Origin of the sequence: Micromonospora sp. DT46 (assembly GCF_049841735.1) — a bacterium.
Taxonomy (GTDB): domain Bacteria; phylum Actinomycetota; class Actinomycetes; order Mycobacteriales; family Micromonosporaceae; genus Micromonospora; species Micromonospora reichwaldensis.
This window is the reverse complement of sequence record NZ_JBNCKW010000005.1, coordinates 537,896-555,057: the sequence shown is the minus strand read 5'-3', so window position 1 is coordinate 555,057 and position 17,162 is coordinate 537,896. Positions and strand designations below refer to the sequence as shown.

Below are 17,162 nucleotides of genomic sequence, written 5' to 3'. Positions count from 1 at the left end.
CACCAGCCCGTCCGTCCCCTGACACTAATCAGTCACCACGTGCGCTGCGACTCCAGGCGGCCTTCGGCCCTGCCCCGTCCTCGGTGAGCGCCGACGCGCGCCCGCTCAACGCGTCGACGCGTTCGACGAGTCGGCGTACGGCGTCCTCGTCGTCCGCGTCCACGGCCGTCACGCGTTCGAGCAGCGCGGCGTAGTCCGACGTCAGCGTCAGGTACTTCCTGCCGAACGTCTCCTTGGCGCCGTCGACGTGGGCCTGGCGCTCCGCCATGGCGTACCACCGGTCGAGGTCGATGATCTGCTGGGCGAGCACGGCGGCGGCGGCGCTGAGCGCGCTGCGGGCGTCGGCGCTGTCGTCGCGGCGGCGGCGACGGGCGTCCGCGAGCCGGCCCGCGCGGCGGCCACCGACGTAGAGCACCGTCGCCCCGGCGACGACGGCCACGATGGCCGCGGCCGCGAGCAGGAAGCGGGGCAGCGACGGGCTGATCGTCCGCGCGCCGTCGGGAACGGTGCCGGCCTTCACCAGCAGGTCGTAGTTGACGGTGACGACCTTCAGCGCCTCCAGGGGGCGGTCGGCGAAGGTGTCGACGCCCCGGCTGACGGCCATCTCCGCCACGAAGGCCCGGCCGAAGTTCCCGTCGTCGCGCCCGGGCAGCAGCGCGCACCCGTAGGTGTCGTACTCGTCGCCGTCGCGGCTCATCACCAGCACGACGGTCCCGTCGGCGGCGCGCTCGACCTGGCGGCAGCCCTGCCTGAGGTCGGCGCCCGGCGCCAGCATCAGCACGACCAGCCGGCGGTTGCCGATGATCCGTTCGGCCGCCGCGCGGTCCAGCTCGACGCCCGGCGCGACGTACACGGAGGAGGCGCGCACGTGGCGGGCGACCGGGCCGTCCAGCGCCCCGCCGGTCCACAACGCCCAGCCGGCCAGCGCCAGGCAGGCCAGGACGGCGACGCCGAAGGGCGTGCCGAACAGGTCGGCGAGCCGACGTCGTACGGACTGGCTCACGACAACCTGCCCCGGAGGTAGAGGTGCGGGCGGTAGCTGGCGACTCCCAACGTCCGGGCGCCGTCGTCCAGCTCGTCGGCCGCCTCGTCCAGCAACGTCCGCACGTGGCGGTCCGGCAGCCCCTCGTCCAGCGCGGCGCGGGCGGCCTGGAGCTTGACGATGCCCCGGGTCAGCGCCGGATCGCTGCGGGCGTCGGTGAGCAGGGACATCTCGACGGCGAGCGCGGTGAGACCGGCCAACCGGGCGGGCGTGCCACCCCGCCCGGGGTCGCCCCGCCGGACCACCAGGGCGTCCGACCGGCGCAGCGACCGGACCGAGAGGATCAGGAACGTCGCCACGCAGCCCGCGAAGAGCCACGGCAGGGCGGGCAGCGCCACCCGCAGCGGGTCGACCGGCTGGTACGGCAGCGGGCGGTCGAACAGCCCCGAGTAGCGCAGGTCGGTGACCCGGTTCAGGTACGCCGTCAGGATGTTGCCCTGGGGGTAGTCGTACCGGCTCAGCCGGCCGCCGAACTGGCCGTAGAAACTCGCCCCGGCCAGCTCCGCGAAGTCGTCGGCCGCCGGGCCGTGGTACTCGATCCAGAGGCCGTACATCACGACGATCGGCGTGCCCGGGAACAGCTCGGCCAGCGCCGGACCGTACCGGGGCACCGGCTCGCCGAACGGCTGCGCGGGCAGCGCCACGTACCGGGCGCCGTCCGGGAAGGCGTTGCGCGCGGCCTTGTCGGGGATGCCGGTCAGTGTGGCCCCGGCCCCGAGGTGCAGGCCGGTGGCCCGCAGGTCGGCGGCGACGGCGGCCAGCTCCCGGTCGGTCGGGTCACGCCACCGCAGCTCGTCGTGCTCGGGCGGGTCGGGCGCCTCCCGCAGCGCGGCGATCAACGCCACCAGCAGGCCTGTCACGTCGGCGGTGGCGAACTGGGCGCGCCAGCCGGGCAGGGTGTCGGGTACGGCCTGGTAGATGCCGCCGCTGACCTCGGTGCCGATCACCCGGACGGTCGCGTTCTTCACGTCCCGTACCCGTTTGCGTTCGTCCTCGTCGAGCCCGGGCGGCGCGACCAGGATGCGGACGGGTTCGGCGCCGGCGGCCTCGCGGACCCGCTGCTCGTTCCAGCGTGCGGTCGCGCCGGGGAGCCGCACCACGGGTTCGGCGGCCATCAGCGCGGTCATCTCGTCCACCGAGGGCACGCTCGCGTCGCTCAGCTCACCCGCCGAGCCCTCGTCGATCTTCGCCGGGGCGGCCGGCGACCGGCCGTAGCTGACGTCGACGCTCTGCCGCTGGGCGAGCAGGAAGACGACCAGGACGACCACGGCGACGCCGAGCAGCGCCCAGCGCAGCAGCTCGTACCGGTATCGCCTGCGCGATTTCACTGGTGCGTGCGCCACAGCCGGTCGGCCTCTCTCGCGTGTTGCGCCGCCTGCCGGGCGGCGGACGCCCCGCCGCGCCCGGCGGCGATGGATTCGGCGCGGGCCAGCAACTGCTCGGCCTGCGGCACCCGGGTCACCGCCGCGTCCCGGCTGACGGCCGCGCTGTCGATGGCCGCGCGGGCGGCGGACCAGGCGGTCCGGCGCTCCCGCCCCCGCGCCCGCCACCGGGGCAGCAGGGTCGTCGCGAAGCCCGCGCCCACGAGCAGGACGCCGCCGACCAACCAGGCGAGGAGGGTGTGGGACATGCGCTCCAACCATCGGGCGAGGGGTACGGGGGTGCGCTCGGGAGCTGTCGGGGCAGGCAGGGGTACGACCGAGTCTGGCTCATCGAGGCGAATCGGTGCGCACCAGCCCTCACCGGCTCTGGCCTGCGGTCGGCCCGGCACGCCGGGGCGTCGTATCGTCTCCGCATGGCGCACCCGGTCTGGGCGGACGGCAGGGCCTACGAGGCGTACGTGGGCCGGTGGAGCCGCCCCGTCGCGGGGGAGTTCCTGCGGTGGCTGGCCGTGCCACCGGGCCGCCGCTGGCTCGACGTGGGCTGCGGCACGGGCGCGCTCACGTCGACCGTGCTGGCACTGGGGGACCCGAGGCACGTCTCGGGCGTCGACAGTTCGCCGGGCTTCGTCGCGTACGCCCGCGCGGCCGTCCGCGACGGACGGGCGGCCTTCCAGGTCGGCGACGCCCGGGCGCTGCCCCTGCCCGACCGCTGCGTCGACGTCGTCGTCAGCGGACTCGCGGTCAACTTCGTGCCCGAGCCGGCGCGCGCCGTCGCCGAGTTCGCCCGGGTCGTCCGCCCCGGCGGGGTGGCCGCCGCCTACGTCTGGGACTACGCCGGCGGCATGGCGCTGCTGCGGCACTTCTGGGACGCCGCCGCCCTGCTCGACCCGGCCGTGGCCGAACGGGACGAGGGGCGCCGGTTCGCGGGGTGCGACCCGGGCTCCCTGCGCGGGATGTGGACCGACGCGGGCCTGACGGCGGTGGCGCTCCGGCCCGTCGACGTGCCCATGGTGTTCGCGGACGTCGACGACTACTGGACGCCGTTCCTGGGCGGGCAGGGCCCCGCCCCCTCGTACGTCGCCTCCCTGACGGCGCCGCAGCGCGCCCGCCTGCGCGACCTGCTCGCGGCCCGCCTGCCCGTGGCGCCGGACGGCTCGATCCGGCTCACCGCCCGGGCCTGGGCCGTCCGGGGCACGGCGCCGGCCTGACCGCCCGCAGGCGCCCGCCGGGCCTTCGCGGTCGGAGGCGCGCAGCCGGGTGAGGCCGTCCGGCTGTCCGCTTCGAGACCCAGCGGTACCCGCCGCCGGCGTCCTCGGTCAACCTGATCCGTGACGCCGGGTGTCCCGCCCGTCGTGGAGATCGGAGGACCGATGAAGGCCCGTTTCCGACGGCGGTCGACCCGGATGACGCTGTTCGCGGCCCTGGCCGCCGCGCTGGTCGCCGCACTGCTGCCCGCCTCGCCGGCGCTCGCGCTGCCCTCCGGCAGCGGCTGGTCGGCCTCGTGGAGCTACTACCATCCCACCGCCTACCAGTACGCCGGCACGCTGCCGGGCGTCCGGCTGACCGGCTACGCCACCGACAACTCCGGCACCAGCACCACGGTCGGCACGATCGAGGACACCGCCGACGACGGCCGCTGCGCCAGGGTGATGCTCTACGCCAACGGCGTCGGCTACGTCGCCGACCGGACCACCTGCGGCAGCGGCAGCTACCTGACCTACTCCACCGGCAGCTACAGCCAAGGGCTGCTGGTGATCGTCTACCGGATGGTCGCGGGCACCACCACCCACGACAAGGGCTTCGCCATGTTCGTTCCCGGTTCGTCCGCCGATCCGGAGCTGCGCACCGTGGGTACGGGCGCCAGCTGGTCGTACTACACGTCGGCGGCGTTCCAGTACACGGTCACCCGTCCCGGCGTGCGGCTGACCGGCTACGGCGCACACCAGTACGCGGACCAGCGCTCCTCGCTGAACACGGTGGAGAAGACCGCCGCCACGGTCGGCTGCGCCACGGCCAAGGTCACCGGCGGTGTGTCCACCAGCGGCGGCACCTGCGTCAACGGCGGCAGCACGTCCTTCTCCCGCTCCGACCTGACCAACAACCTGGAGGCGTCCGCCTGCTACCAGCCGGTCCCCGGCACCCGGCGCTGCCTCGCGGTGGGCATCCCCGAGCCCTGGTGACCCGACCGGCACCCGCTGGACGCACCGGCCCGCCGACCCGGCGGTCCCGCCGTCCCCGGACCGACCCGGGGACGGCGGATCCGTCAGCGGCGGCGCTTGGGCAGGTCGAACTGGTCGGCGGCCCGGCAGTCGCGTGGACCGCCGACCGCGCCCGGCCCGGCCCGGTCGAGCGCCGCGCGCGCCCGGATCCGGCCCAGGTTCCAGGCGTACCAGGGGTCCGACTCGTCGAGGTCCTTGGCGACCCAGCTCAGCGTGCAGCGGCGCACCGGATCGGGCAGGCCCGCCAGCGCCGGCGTCGCGTCGGCCGAGAGCGCCCGCAGGTACCAGGCGTCGATCTTCCCCGTCTGCTCGTACCGGGCGATGTTGCGGCGGGCGGCGTAGTCCTCCGGGTTGAGCACGGCCAGGCCCAGCAGCATCACCACGGCGAGCGCCACCGTCGTGCCGGGAATCCAGGCACCGCGCCAGCGCAGCCCGGCCACCAGGATCATCAGGAACACGGTGCCGAGCAGCAGCTCGAACGCCATCACGAAGAGCCGCTCGCCGGTGAAGCTGTACGCCTTCTGGTACGTGTACATCCGGGACAGCGCCGACCCCACGATGACGAAGCTGAGCACGCTGAGCAGGCCCAGCAGGACCCGCAGCAGGTGGCGCTCGACGGCCCGGTCCCGCCGCGCCCAGCGGGCCACCCCGCCGAGCACCGCCAGCGTCAGCATGGTGACGACGACGAGCTGCCAGAACCCGCTGCGCGCGTACTCCGCGTAGCTGAGGCCGGCAGTGCGCAGCACGTGCCGCTGCCCACCGAACAGGACGGTGAACTGCACCGCCACGAAGCCGCCGAAGAGCAGCGTCAGGGCGCTGATGACCGGCGCCCACTCCACGAGGCCGAAGCGGCGCGTGCCGGGCCGGTCCATCGTCGACAGGTCGGGCGGCGCGGCCAGCGTGTAGAGGGCGGCGACGGCGCAGAGCCCGCCCACGGCGGCGAGGAGGATCCAGCGGAACGTCGCGCCGCCGTTGACCTCGGGAACCAGCTCGCCGAGCATCACGGAGAAGGCGCCGTCGGCCGAGGACAGGAGCGCGCCGAAGACGATCAGCGCGGCCACGGTGGCCGCGGCCGACCCGACGACCCGGCGGGCCAGATGCGGGTTCACCGGGGCGTGCAGGTGCCCACGCACCCACGGCAGCCCTCGCAACGCCGCGAAGGGGGCCGCCACCAGGCTGAACAGGATGGAGCGGACGAGCCGGCCGCCCACGATCGCGAGGGTCGCGCAGCAGAGCGCGCCGAGCACGCAGAACGTCACCAGCCACCAGGCGTTGCGGAAGGCCAGGACCGACAGCAGCGCCAGGGCCGCCACCGCCCAGCCGGCGCGGATCCGCCGGTCGGCGCGCGGCAGTTCCGCGCCCGTCCGCCGGACCGCGAGGACCACCGCGACGGTCAGGGCGAGCCAGCCGAGGAACCAGCCGATGCCGGTGCGGGTGAGCGGTACGAAGAAGGCCAGGCCCAGCGCTCCGGCGAGGACCGCGAGCGGTACGGCCCGGTCCTGGGTGGGCGCCGGCCCCGGCCAGCGCGTGTCGAGGAACGACGGCGGGCGCGGGACCGGCTGGTAGCCGCGGTACGGCGCCGGCGCGCCGGACGGCACTCCGATCCGGTACGGCGCCGGCAGCGGCGCGGCGGCGGGCTGCTGGACGTTGGTCGCCGGCGGGCGGGCAGCGGATGCGCCGGTGCCCGCCGACGGGGCGGCCGGCGCACCACCGGTGGCCGGCGCGGCGGTCGCGGGCGTCCCGGTGCTGGGCGGCGCCTCGGTGCTGGGCGCCGTCCCGGTGGTGGGCGCCGTCTCGGTGGCGGGTCCGCTCGTGGTGGGCGTAGCGGGGGCGGAGGCGGTAGGTGCCGCGTCGGTGCCGCGCGGCGGCGCGCCGACGGCGTCCGGTGACGGCGCGGCAGCCGGTGCCGCGGAGTCCGCCGCCGTCACCGCGGCGGTCCGCGTCGGGATGCTCTCTCCCGGCTCGACGACGGCCGTCGGGGCTGGCGCGGCGGTCGCCTCGGCCGGCCTGGGGGCGGGGACGACCGAGGCCGGGGCCGGCGGGCCCGCGGCGACCGGAGCCGCCGCGGCGGTGGTTGGCACCAGCGGGATGAACACGGCGTAACCGCGCGTCCCGGGCGGGATGCTGACGGGGATCGCCCAGGCGGGTGCGCCCTCCGCCCCGGGCCACACCATCGGGGGCGGCGCGCCCTCGATGGACGGCATGACGAGCAGGTGCGGCGGCGCGTTTCCGGGGTCGTCACCGGCGGTGCTGCCGGGCGCCTCGCCGGAACCCGGGGGGCCCGACACCGGTGGTGGCTGGGTCAAGGAACCCCTCCTCGTTAGAACGGTCGGCACACTGTACGGCCGACTCCGGGCCCGCCGCCGCCCCCGACACCGGCAGAAGGGCTGGACAGCCGCAGCCGGATGGCCGTACCCGGTCACAGCGGTGCAGGCACGGGCCAGCGGATCGGGCGGGCGGCGCGCTCGATCGATCCTCGGTAACGTGCTCGGCCGTGGCCAGTGGCGTACCTCCCGCCGAGTGGTGGGAGGCCCTTCCTCCGCAGCAGGTCAGCCACCTGCCCGGCATCGACGCCGAGTTGCTCCATGTGGGACTCGATCCGGCACCGGCCGCCGCCCCGGTCGTCGTTCGGTACCGCGTGCCGGCCCGACGGGGCTTCACCGAGTTGCTCGCCGCCGTCCTCGACGAGTTGGACGGCGCAGCCCTCACGCTGTTCCCCCGCTGGTTGCCCGGTGCCGAACGGCTCGACGGTTCCGGCACGCTGGGCGTCGCTGCGGTGCGGTCCCTTGCCATGCGGGCCGCTGCGCACTCCGAGCACTTCGGCCCGTTCCTGGCCGACCTCGCCGAGCGCGCGCTGCGCGGAGAGGACCGGCAGCACCGGCCGCGCTTTCCGGCAGAGGTACGGGCTGCCGGCCTGGCCCGGGTCATGGCCTCCGCGTACGACCGTGACGGGTGCGTCCTGCTGGTCGGCCTGACCGACGAGCTGCCCACGGAGACCGAGCGCGCGTTGGTCGCCGTCGCCGAATGGCTGGTGCGGCACGGCCGCCTCACCGTCTGGCTGGCCGGGCGGGAACTGCGGACGGTCGACCGGATCCGGTCGGTTCAGGTTTCGCTGCCGTCGAGCCTGACCGAGTTGGCGGTGCAGGCGGGTCGGGTTCCCGACACCGTCCGCGAGCCTCCGCCGGCACTGACGTTTCCGCCGCTGTCCGGTGTCCCACGCGGCGACAGCGCTGCCGAGCAGGCACTGGAGCTGGCACTGACGCCACACGAGTGGGCCCGGGGGAGGCGCTGGAACCACACGTACGACTGGCACCTGCTCGGCGAGACCTACCGCCTGGACCTCTTCTGGCCGGCCGAGGGACTTGCGGTCGAGGTGGACGGCCCGGAACATCGGGGACGAATCAGATTCGCCAACGACCGGCGGCGTGACGTGCGGCTGCAACTCCTCGGGCTGGACGTGCTCCGGTTCACCAACGAGCAGGTGCTGTCCGACGTCCAGGCCGTGGTCGGCATGATCCGGCAACTGCTGACCCGTCGTCGCCTGGCCGGCGCGCACCCCCACGAAGAAGAGGCACCATGACGAGCACGGCGGACCTTCCCCACCTGACGCCCAACCAGATCAACGCGCTTGTGGTGCTCATGGTCGAGGCCCGCGAACTGACCAACAACGAGCTGAAGGAGTTGGCCGGGTTCAGCCTCACCGGCGTCGACAACGCCAAACTCGTCAAGCTCGGCCTGGTCGAGACCGACCGGTCCCACCGGCCCTTCTCCCACGAGCTGACCGACGAGGGGTGGCGGGTGGTGCGGCAGCTGCACGTCGGCGCCCCGCCCGCACGTAGTGGCTCAGCCACCCGTTCGCTGTTCACCCTGCTGGCCAACCTGCACCGCTCGCTGAGCCGGTTGGGGCTCAGCCACGCCGACTTCTTCACGCCGTCGTCGGCCACCTCAGGTCCGGCGGCCGGCCCGACGCCTCCCGGCGCCGCGCCAGCGCCGGCGGCCACCGAGCCGGACGCCGTGGAGGCCCTGATCCGCGCCGCCTATCACGAGCTGGCCCGGGAGCCGGGAGCCTGGGTGGGGCTCGCCGACCTGCGTGAACGCCTCGGCAGGCAGGACCGCGCTACCGTCGACGCGACGTTGCGCGCGATGGTCCAGCGGGACGGCGTCCGAATCATCCCGGTCGCCAACACCAAGTCGTTGACCGCGCGGGACCGGGCGGCCGCGGTGCGCATCGGGGACGAGGAGAACCACACCCTGGCGATCGGCTCGGCATGATCCCGGAGGACGTACGGGCCGCGCTCGAGGCGGTCAGTCTCAACCCTGCGGTCACTCCCGACGACGTGTGGCGGCCCAGCCCGTACGACGTGCCGGAGCTGCACGAGAAGGTGGTCGCGGAGATCCTGCGCGGCGTGGGCAGGGCCCGCACCGACGACACCACGGTGCCCCTCGGCGTGGCCATGCAGGGGCGGGCCGGCGCAGGCAAGACCCACCTGCTCGGGGCGGTGCGGGATCGGATCCAGCGTGAGGGCGGCTACTTCTTCCTGGTCGACATGGTCAGCGGGAAGACGTTCTGGGAGAGCGTGGCGCTGGCCCTGGTCGAAGGCATGGGACGGGACGCGATCGGCTGGGGCACCCAGCTGCGCACGTTCCTGCGTCGGCTCACCGCCCACCTCGGCATCCCGGCGGAGGTACGCGACGCGATCGCCGGGACGAAGCCGGTCACCCGGGAGCACCTGGACACCTTCGTGCGGGCCCTGCGGACGCGCCATCGCGAGATCGGCCGGGACTGCCAGGACACCGCCCGGGCACTCGTCCTGCACGGCGCGCTGGACTTCGAGGCACAGGACGTCGGCTACGCCCATCTGATCTCCGAGCCAGGTGACCCGGACGGTCGCGCGGCGTGGGGGCTGACCCCGGCGATCCGTACCCCGCAGCAGATCGTCCAGGACGTCTCGCGGCTGATGGCGCTGACGCTCGACCCCACGGTGATAGCCGTCGACCAGCTCGACACGCTCTTCGCCCAGACCAGCACCGCCATGTTCGACCAGTACGCCGGGCTGGAGGACGCCCAGGCGAAGGTCATCGGGCCCATCGCCGACGGGCTGCTGAAGCTGCGTGACGTCACCCGCCGGACGCTGATCGTGGTGTCGTGCCTGCCGGACACCTGGGAGCTGTTGACCAGGAGTGCGCCCACTCCGGTCGGCGACCGGTTCCGGCAGGCGATCCTCCCCGACCGGATTCCCACCCCCGAGATCGGGCGGGCCATCGTCGCGAAGCGGTTCACCGCCGCCTTCGCCGGGCCGCGTTTCGCACCGCCGTACCCGACCTGGCCGATCAGCCCCGAGGCGTTCGTGGACGCCCCGGCGTTGACGCCCCGGGCGCTGCTGCGCCGAGTGGATCGACACGTCGCCTGGTGCCGGGACCGGGACGAGGTGACCGAGCTCGACCGTCTCATCGAGGTCGTCGACCACGTCGTCGGCGGGTCCGAGCCACCGGACCGGAGTGCCGCCGTCGGCCCGAAGTCGTGCCGCGACACGGACACCGGTGACGACGTGCGCCTGCGGCAGCTCGACGCCCGCTTCGCCGGGCTGGTGGCGGGGGCGGACGTGGCGGGTGCGCTCGATCCGCGGACCGAGGACGAGCACATGCCGGCGCTCCTCGCCGCCGGTCTGGCGGCCTGGATCGCCGAGCGGTCCCCGACCGGCGCCAGCTACAGGTACGACCCGCTGCCGGGCCGCAAACCGGCGCTGCACGGGCGGCTGATCGAGGTGCTGGACGAGGCCACCGAGAACGAGGCGCACTGGTGCTTCCGCGGGATCTCCCATCCGAACGCGATCGCGGCGACCGCCAGGGTGAAGGCGGCCTGCACCATGGCGGGCCTCGACCGTGCGCTGCCGCAGCGGCGGCTGGTGCTGTTGCGCAACGGCCCGTGGCCGACCGGGAAGCGTACGGCCGAGGTGTTGGCGGCCTTCGACGCGGCCGGCGGAGTCCGCTGCGGCGTCCCGGAGGCGGACCTGCGGGTGTTCGCCGCGCTTCGTGAGCTGAGTGGCGAACCGGCCTCGGTTCTCCAGGAGTGGCTGGTCGCGCGCCGACCGGCCGGCTCCACGCAGCTGTTCGCCACGATCCTCGGCGACTCCGCCGGGGCGGCCAATGCGGAGGCCGGACCGGTCGCCCGGTCAGTCGGGCCGACCGCCGAGGTGGGCGGCGAGGACGACGCGCGGGTCGGCGGCGGGAGGGCCACCGTCGACGGAACTTCGATCCTGTTGGGGCGGACCACCGACGGGGCGCGGCCGTTCGCGGTGGACCTGGAGTCGCTGCGCCGTCACACGGTGATCTTCGCCGGCTCCGGCTCCGGCAAGACCGTGCTGATCCGGCGGCTGGTCGAGGAGTGCGCTCGAGAGGGCGTCTCCGCGATCGTGCTCGATCCCAACAACGACCTCGCCCGCCTGGGCGATCCCTGGCCGCAGCCGCCGGCCGGATGGGGCCCCGGTGACGCCGAGCGGGCCCGCGACCACCTCGAACACACCGAGGTGGTGGTCTGGACGCCCCGGGTCAACGCCGGTCGACCGCTGAGCTTCCAGCCGCTGCCGGACTTCACCCCCGTACGCGACTCGCCGGACGAGTTCGACCAGGCGATCCGCTCGGCGGTGGAGGCACTCGCCCCGCGCGCCGGTGTGGACCGGCCGACGAAGGTGGCCCAGCAGGGCAAGGCCGTGCTGACCGAGGCCCTCCAGGCGTACGCGAGGAGCGGAATGGTGGGCCTGCCCGGCTTCACCGAGTTCCTCGCCGAACTGCCCGACGGGGTGAGCCGGCTGAGCCGGGCGGACAAGCTGGCCCAGGATCTGGCCGAGACTCTGAAGGCCGCCATGGTCACCGATCCGTTGTTCGGCGGCGTCGGCGCCCCGGCCGATCCGGGCCTGCTGCTCACCCCCTCGCCGGGCCGGCGCGCACGCATTTCGGTGATCAGCTTTGTGGGGCTCACGTCGGACCAGGAACGGCAGGGCTTCGTCAATCAGCTCCAGATGGCCCTGTTCGCCTGGATCAAGCGGCACCCGGCGGGCGAGCGACCGCTGGGCGGGCTCTTCGTGATGGACGAGGCGCAGACTCTCGCCCCGTCGTCCGGGCAGACGGCCTGCACGGCCAGCACGATCGCCCTCGCCTCTCAGGCCCGCAAGTACGGGCTCGGGTTGGTCTTCGCCACCCAGGCGCCGAAGGGGCTGCACAACCAGATCTCCGGCAACGCCACCACGCAGTTCTTCGGGCTGCTCAACGCTCCCGCGCAGATCGACGCGGCCCGTCAGTTGGCGGAGGCCAAGGGCGGGCGGCTGCCCGACATCGGCCTCATGCAGAGCGGCCAGTTCTACGTGGCCGGGGAGGGCTTCGCGTTCGTCAAGGTGGACACGCCGATCTGCCTGTCCCACCACCCGAAGGCGCCGCTCAGCCCGGAGGAGGTCGTCGCCAGGGCAGCTTCGGCACAATTCCGGCCGGAGCGCAGTCACCTGCCGGACGCGCCGGCCGTCCGATAGCGGACAGGACGCCGATCGCCTTTCCGGCGCACTGTTGTAGCAGGTCAGAGGCGTGAGGATGGCGGGCCACAACCCATTCCTCGGGCCCGGCGGGGACAGCATCGTCCCCGCCGACACCGCCATCACCGAACCCGACCCCGCGACGGCCACGGCGTAGCGCAGCGCCGGCCGCCCACGCAGCGCGAGGTCGCGCTCCGGCAGTCACGTCCCGGGTACCCGGGCGGAAGCCGCCGCACCGACACAGACGTCCCCATTCCGGCAGCCACCGGAGCCGCGCGCCATCCCCGGGACGAGCGCGGCCGGCGAGCCGTACCCACGAGCCGTCCCGGGCACGCGCAGGCGCGTGCCCGGCGGCCGGTCGTCGCCCGTCCCACCCTGCCCACCGGAACCGGCCCTGGCCACGCGCCGGTCGGTCCGGTCACCGAGCACGAGAGGAGCCGGCAATGGCCGCTCCCACCGCCACCGCCTCCCTGAACGCCTCCACCTACTCACCCGGCGACCAGATGATCCTGACGGTCACCTACGGCGACGCCGACACCAAGCCGGTGACCGTCACGATCGTGGTGACCGACGCGCAGGGCAACAGCAGCGCGCCGGTCAAGGTCACCGCCGTCATCGACCCGCTCACCCTCACCGTCACCGACGACTCCGGCCGCACCTGGACCAGGGCGTCGGACAACGGGTCCGTCGCCGTCTACCGGGCGGTGGCGTGATGCCCCGGGTCACCGTCACGGTGCGCGACAACGGCGGGCGTACCGCCACCGCGACCGCCGACTACACGATCGCGCCGCCGGTGCTGGGCGGCTACTACCTCTCCGGCGGCGCCGACCCGACGGCCGACATGGCCGGCGGCAACTTCCGCTCGCTGACCCAGTACCGCAGCTTCGCCGACGGCTACATCTTCCCCGGCTACCAACGGCCGTGGCTGATCACGCTCGGCAGGGCCGGGGTGCAGATGAACATGGTGCTGGAGCTGAAGCACTACGGCGCGCCCGACGCCGGGCCGCAGACGTTCACCGTGGACGGCGTGACCTACACCGTCCCGGCGCCCGCGATGACCATCCAGCAGCGCCCGGGCACGACCTGGCCCCGGGCGTACGGCTACAGCCAGGTCCTGGCCGGGCACTGCGACGGGCTCTTCGCCCGCGCCCTGTCCCAGTACCGGACCATGGGCTTCGGGGTGAACATCCAGCTCGCCTCGGAACTCGACACGGACCACGAGTTCGGCACCACGGAGTCCGGCGTCAGCTACAACTGGGGGCAGTCCGACGCCCGCGCGGTGCAGGCGGTGACGTACATCGTGAACTGGTTCAAGGCCCGTCAACTGCCCGCCGGCACGACGTTCTCGGTCGGGGTGGGCGGCTTCGACCGGGCCTGTTTCCAGCGCACCCATCCGGAGGCGCTGATGGCCAGGCTCGACTTCCTCCAGTGGAACGCCTACGCCACCAGCCCCACCCACACGGCGCTGGCCCGGTTCCGCCGGGCGAAGGACTGGGCGGTGGCCGACCTCGGCCCGGTCGCCCTCTCCCGCCCGGTGATCATCGCCGAGTGGGGCGTACGGGTGGCGGAGGTGCCGGACCAGGCGGGCTGGATCGCCACCGTCCCGGCCGCCATCGCCCAGCTCAACGCCGAGCGGGGACCCCGGATCGTGCGGACCAACTACTTCAACTCGGGCTGGGGCACGCTGTCGCCGAAGTCGACGGGGCTGGCCGCGCTGAAGTCGGCGTACGCCACCCGGCCGTACGTCTGAGCGGCCGGCCGGAGGTCCGCCAGGAGGGCCCGGGGAGCCGTCGGCGAAGGATAGACGTCGATCATGAGATCCATCGATGGTGGTATAAGATCCACCGGATCGTGCGCAGGCCCGCTCGTGCGCCTCCCGGTGCGACGTCCACCGAGCCCCGCTGCGCCAGGACAGCCATGGAGATCATGTGAAGTTCAGTCGTCTCGCCCCTGCGATGGCCGCCCTCGTGCTCGCGGTCGGCGCCGTGGTCGCCCCGGCCGGCGCCGCGCAGGCGCATCCGGCAGCGGACACGGTAAACGTCTATCCGCCGATCCAGGGGTCGTCCACGTGGGACCGCTTCGGTCTCTCCGGGCCGACCTCGCACCACATCGTCTTCGGCCACTGGGGCTACCCGAACGACTGGGCCGTCGACATCTACCGCAATCCGGGTGCCACGATCGTCTCGCCGTTCGGCACCAAGACCGCTTCCGGGCACCCGGTCGCCGTCAAGGTGGTCACCGTCCAGGCCGGCTGCGCGACCCGCAATCTCGCCGACGGCGGCTACCGCATCGGGCTCGAGGCCCGGGACACCACGACCGGGCAGATCCTCGGCCGCGCGGACGTGATGCACGTGAACAACAAGCCCGGTGGCATCGTCGTCGGCGCCTCGGTCGGTCCCTGGACCAAGCTCGGCGAGACGGGCCGCTTCCGCTGGTCCAGCTGCTACCAGGTCAACGGTGACAGCGGGGCCCACATCCACCTCGAAGTGATCAACCAGCACCGCTACTCGTGCTACGTGTCCCGCGGTGCGAACACCGCCCTGACCGACCTGACCGTGGTGGGCAAGGTCGGCGTGCACCACACGGGCCAGCGGCAGCGCTGCTGATCCGTCGATGGACGGCGGGCGGGTGCCCCGGCTCCGGTCGGAAGCCGGGACACCCGCCCGGGTAGGGCGCCCGCGCGCTGCTTCACCCCGGGGTCAGTAGGCCAGTTCCACCGGCCGGCCGAGCACCCGCGCGCCGTTGTTGGCGAGCCAGCCCTCGGCCGCCGCCGCGTGCTGGCTGAACGTGTGGATGTCGCGGAACCGGCGCTGCAACGGCGACGAGTCCCGGGCCGCCCCGCCGCCGGCCGCCCGGTAGCAGGTGTCGACCGCGGCGGCTGCCCGCTCCGTCACCCAGGGCAGCGCGGCGGAGATCCGTGGGTGCAGCGCGGGGATCGCCGCCGGATCGGTGGCGCAGGCCGACCAGAGCTCGTCGGCCAGGTCCCGCAGCAGCGCCCGGGCGGCCCGTACGTCCAGGTCGGCACGGCCGAGCTGGAGGCGGAAGGCCGGCGAGTCGGCGAGCGACTGCCGGGCGTAGAGCCGCTGCCGGCCGCCCTCGAGCAGCGCGACCATGTCGTCCAGCGCGCCCTGCGCGATGCCGACCGCCACCGCGCCGAGGTGCAGGACGAAGTGGACCAGCGGCGCCACGAAGCCCGGCCCCGGTACGCAGGGCACGCCGGTGAACAGGTCGAAGCTCTCCTCCGTGGGGCAGAAGGCGTCCGCCACCTCGATGTCGTGGCTGCCGGTGCCCCGCAGGCCGAGCACGTGCCAGGTGTCGTGCACGGTGACCCGGGAGGCCGGGAAGAGCATGGAGCGCATCGCCGGCGGTGCCCCCGCCGGCCCGCCGTCCCCGGTCAGCACGCAGTTGCCGAAGATCCAGTCGGCGTGCCGGGCGCCGCTCGCGAACGCCCACCGGCCGGTGACCCGGAAGCCGCCGTCGACGGGCTCGGCGCGCCCCTGCGGGGCGAACCCGCCCCCGACGACCACGTCCGGCCCGTCGGCGTAGAACTTGTCGAACCGGTCGCGGGAGAGCATCGCCACCAGGTGCGGCGTCTCGGCGCCGATCATCACCGTCCACCCGGTGGAGCCGTCGGCCCGGGCCAGCGACTCCAGCACCCGCAGCCCGGTGTGCAGGTCCGCCTCGTACCCGCCGTGGCTGCGGGGGACGAACATCCGGAAGCAGCCGGCCGCCCGCAGCGAGTCGAGCAGATCGGCGGGCAGCCCCCGGGCCGCCTCGATCTCCCCGGCCCGGCGGGACACCTCCGGGAGCAGCGCGTCCACCGCCCCCGTCAGCCCGTCCCGGTGCTGGTCCTCCATGGGTTCCTCCTCGCCTCGTCGCTCGGCCTCCACTCTGGACCGGCGGACGACCCGGGGCCAGGCTCGCCGCTATCGGATGCCCGCCACTTCGCGCGGTGGGCGCCCGCCCGAGCCGCCGCCCGGGGAGGGGCCGGAACGGCACGCCGACCCGGCCCGCTCCCTATGCTCGAAGCATGGAACTGCGGATCTTCACCGAACCCCAGCAGGGCGCGACGTACGACGACCTGCTCGCCGTGGCCCGCTGCGCGGAGGAAACCGGCTACGGCGCCTTCTTCCGCTCCGACCACTACCTGAAGATGGGCGCGGTGAGCGGTGACCCCGGCCCGACGGACGCGTGGACGACCCTCGCCGGCCTGGCCCGGGACACCCGGCGGATCCGGCTGGGCACGCTGATGACCGCTGCCACCTTCCGGCTGCCCGGCCCGCTGGCCATCACCGTCGCGCAGGTCGACCAGATGAGCGGCGGCCGGGTCGAGCTGGGCATCGGCACCGGCTGGTACGCCGAGGAGCACACCGCGTACGGGATTCCCTTCCCGTCGCTGGGGGAGCGCTTCGACCGGCTGGAGGAACAGCTCGCGGTCGTCACGGGGCTCTGGGCGACGCCGCCCGGCGCGACCTTCGACTTTGCCGGGACGTACTACCCGGTCAGCGACTCGCCCGCCCTGCCGAAGCCGGTGCAGGACCCGCGCCCGCCGATCCTGCTCGGCGGCATGGGCCCGAAGCGCACGCCCCGCCTGGCCGCCCGCTACGCCGACGAGTTCAACCTGCCGTTCGCCTCGGTCGAGGACTCCGCCGCCCAGTTCGACCGGGTCCGGGCCGCCTGCGCCGAGACCGGCCGCGACCCGGGCGAGCTGCGCTGGTCCAACGCCCTGGTGCTCTGCTGCGGGCGGGACGACGCCGAGGTGGCCCGGCGGGCCGCCGCGATCGGCCGGGAGCCGGACGAGCTGCGCGAGAACGGCCTCGCGGGCACCCCCGCCGAGGTGGTCGACAAGATCGGCCGGTACGCCGAGATCGGCAGCGAGCGGCTCTACCTCCAGGTGCTCGACCTGGCCGACCTCGACCACCTGGAGCTGGTCGCCGCCGAGGTGAAGCCCCAGCTCTGAGCCGGCGGGCAACCGCCGCCCCAGCACCGCGTCGAC

At 74.2% G+C, this 17,162-nt stretch carries 14 protein-coding genes; 9 read left to right on the top strand and 5 right to left on the bottom strand.

Annotation, left to right across the window (positions count from 1 at the left end; genetic code table 11):
* Nucleotides 1–28: 28 nt before the first annotated feature.
* The 3 genes from ACLQ20_RS16835 to ACLQ20_RS16825 are packed head-to-tail and all read right to left on the bottom strand — an operon-like array spanning nt 29 to nt 2,672.
* Nucleotides 29–1,003, bottom strand: coding sequence for a hypothetical protein (locus tag ACLQ20_RS16835; protein WP_327029272.1), 975 nt, complete (start codon nt 1,001–1,003; stop codon nt 29–31).
* Nucleotides 1,000–2,370, bottom strand: a complete 1,371-nt coding sequence (locus ACLQ20_RS16830; RefSeq protein ID WP_327029271.1) for a hypothetical protein — start codon at nt 2,368–2,370, stop codon at nt 1,000–1,002. Before ACLQ20_RS16830 ends, ACLQ20_RS16835 begins: the two co-directional genes overlap by 4 nt.
* Nucleotides 2,367–2,672, bottom strand: coding sequence for a DUF6403 family protein (locus ACLQ20_RS16825; RefSeq protein ID WP_151453699.1), 306 nt, complete (start codon nt 2,670–2,672; stop codon nt 2,367–2,369). Before ACLQ20_RS16825 ends, ACLQ20_RS16830 begins: the two co-directional genes overlap by 4 nt.
* 165 nt (nt 2,673–2,837) lie before the next feature.
* Here ACLQ20_RS16825 and ACLQ20_RS16820 point away from each other — a divergent pair, with 165 nt between their 5' ends.
* Both ACLQ20_RS16820 and ACLQ20_RS16815 read left to right on the top strand, forming a co-directional pair.
* On the top strand, nt 2,838–3,632 hold the full coding sequence (locus tag ACLQ20_RS16820; protein WP_425856334.1) for a class I SAM-dependent methyltransferase: 795 nt from the start codon (nt 2,838–2,840) through the stop codon (nt 3,630–3,632).
* A 195-nt stretch (nt 3,633–3,827) separates the two neighbouring features.
* Complete coding sequence (locus ACLQ20_RS16815; RefSeq protein ID WP_425856332.1) at nt 3,828–4,604, top strand: hypothetical protein; 777 nt, start codon at nt 3,828–3,830, stop codon at nt 4,602–4,604.
* Between the two features lie 83 nt (nt 4,605–4,687).
* On the opposite strand, the gene ACLQ20_RS16810 is transcribed toward ACLQ20_RS16815, so the two are convergent.
* Nucleotides 4,688–6,949, bottom strand: coding sequence for a DUF4153 domain-containing protein (locus ACLQ20_RS16810; RefSeq protein WP_425856329.1), 2,262 nt, complete (start codon nt 6,947–6,949; stop codon nt 4,688–4,690).
* Nucleotides 6,950–7,137: 188 nt separating this feature from the next.
* On the opposite strand from ACLQ20_RS16810, the gene ACLQ20_RS16805 reads away from it, so the two are divergent.
* The 6 genes from ACLQ20_RS16805 to ACLQ20_RS16780 all read left to right on the top strand — a co-directional run bounded on the left by ACLQ20_RS16805 (nt 7,138) and on the right by ACLQ20_RS16780 (nt 14,772).
* Nucleotides 7,138–8,223: an endonuclease domain-containing protein gene (locus ACLQ20_RS16805; RefSeq protein WP_327029267.1), complete on the top strand. Its 1,086-nt coding sequence runs from the start codon at nt 7,138–7,140 to the stop codon at nt 8,221–8,223.
* Nucleotides 8,220–8,915 (top strand): hypothetical protein, encoded by a 696-nt coding sequence (locus ACLQ20_RS16800; RefSeq protein WP_151453703.1) that lies wholly within the window; start codon nt 8,220–8,222, stop codon nt 8,913–8,915. The genes ACLQ20_RS16805 and ACLQ20_RS16800 overlap by 4 nt, the downstream gene beginning before the upstream one ends.
* Nucleotides 8,912–12,166 (top strand): ATP-binding protein, encoded by a 3,255-nt coding sequence (locus tag ACLQ20_RS16795; protein ID WP_425856325.1) that lies wholly within the window; start codon nt 8,912–8,914, stop codon nt 12,164–12,166. Before ACLQ20_RS16800 ends, ACLQ20_RS16795 begins: the two co-directional genes overlap by 4 nt.
* A 443-nt stretch (nt 12,167–12,609) precedes the next feature.
* Nucleotides 12,610–12,879, top strand: a complete 270-nt coding sequence (locus tag ACLQ20_RS16790; RefSeq protein ID WP_151453705.1) for a hypothetical protein — start codon at nt 12,610–12,612, stop codon at nt 12,877–12,879.
* Nucleotides 12,879–13,916, top strand: a complete 1,038-nt coding sequence (locus ACLQ20_RS16785; RefSeq protein ID WP_151453706.1) for a hypothetical protein — start codon at nt 12,879–12,881, stop codon at nt 13,914–13,916. Before ACLQ20_RS16790 ends, ACLQ20_RS16785 begins: the two co-directional genes overlap by 1 nt.
* 178 nt (nt 13,917–14,094) lie before the next feature.
* Nucleotides 14,095–14,772, top strand: coding sequence for a hypothetical protein (locus ACLQ20_RS16780; protein WP_225852063.1), 678 nt, complete (start codon nt 14,095–14,097; stop codon nt 14,770–14,772).
* Between the two features lie 93 nt (nt 14,773–14,865).
* Here ACLQ20_RS16780 and ACLQ20_RS16775 read toward each other — a convergent pair whose 3' ends face one another.
* Nucleotides 14,866–16,023: an acyl-CoA dehydrogenase family protein gene (locus tag ACLQ20_RS16775; RefSeq protein ID WP_151453707.1), complete on the bottom strand. Its 1,158-nt coding sequence runs from the start codon at nt 16,021–16,023 to the stop codon at nt 14,866–14,868.
* Between the two features lie 173 nt (nt 16,024–16,196).
* On the opposite strand from ACLQ20_RS16775, the gene ACLQ20_RS16770 reads away from it, so the two are divergent.
* On the top strand, nt 16,197–17,126 hold the full coding sequence (locus ACLQ20_RS16770; protein WP_151453708.1) for an LLM class F420-dependent oxidoreductase: 930 nt from the start codon (nt 16,197–16,199) through the stop codon (nt 17,124–17,126).
* The last annotated feature ends 36 nt before the right edge of the window (nt 17,127–17,162 follow it).

Bases quoted from the DNA above. Each gene is read 5' to 3' on its own strand.
- ACLQ20_RS16825 (WP_151453699.1), bottom strand. From the start codon at position 2,672: ATGTCCCACACCCTCCTCGCCTGGTTGGTCGGCGGCGTCCTGCTCGTG.
- ACLQ20_RS16800 (WP_151453703.1), top strand. From the start codon at position 8,220: ATGACGAGCACGGCGGACCTTCCCCACCTGACGCCCAACCAGATCAAC.
- ACLQ20_RS16785 (WP_151453706.1), top strand. From the start codon at position 12,879: ATGCCCCGGGTCACCGTCACGGTGCGCGACAACGGCGGGCGTACCGCC.
- ACLQ20_RS16815 (WP_425856332.1), top strand. From the start codon at position 3,828: ATGACGCTGTTCGCGGCCCTGGCCGCCGCGCTGGTCGCCGCACTGCTG.
- ACLQ20_RS16770 (WP_151453708.1), top strand. From the start codon at position 16,197: ATGGAACTGCGGATCTTCACCGAACCCCAGCAGGGCGCGACGTACGAC.
- ACLQ20_RS16820 (WP_425856334.1), top strand. From the start codon at position 2,838: ATGGCGCACCCGGTCTGGGCGGACGGCAGGGCCTACGAGGCGTACGTG.
- ACLQ20_RS16790 (WP_151453705.1), top strand. From the start codon at position 12,610: ATGGCCGCTCCCACCGCCACCGCCTCCCTGAACGCCTCCACCTACTCA.
- ACLQ20_RS16795 (WP_425856325.1), top strand. From the start codon at position 8,912: ATGATCCCGGAGGACGTACGGGCCGCGCTCGAGGCGGTCAGTCTCAAC.
- ACLQ20_RS16775 (WP_151453707.1), bottom strand. From the start codon at position 16,023: ATGGAGGACCAGCACCGGGACGGGCTGACGGGGGCGGTGGACGCGCTG.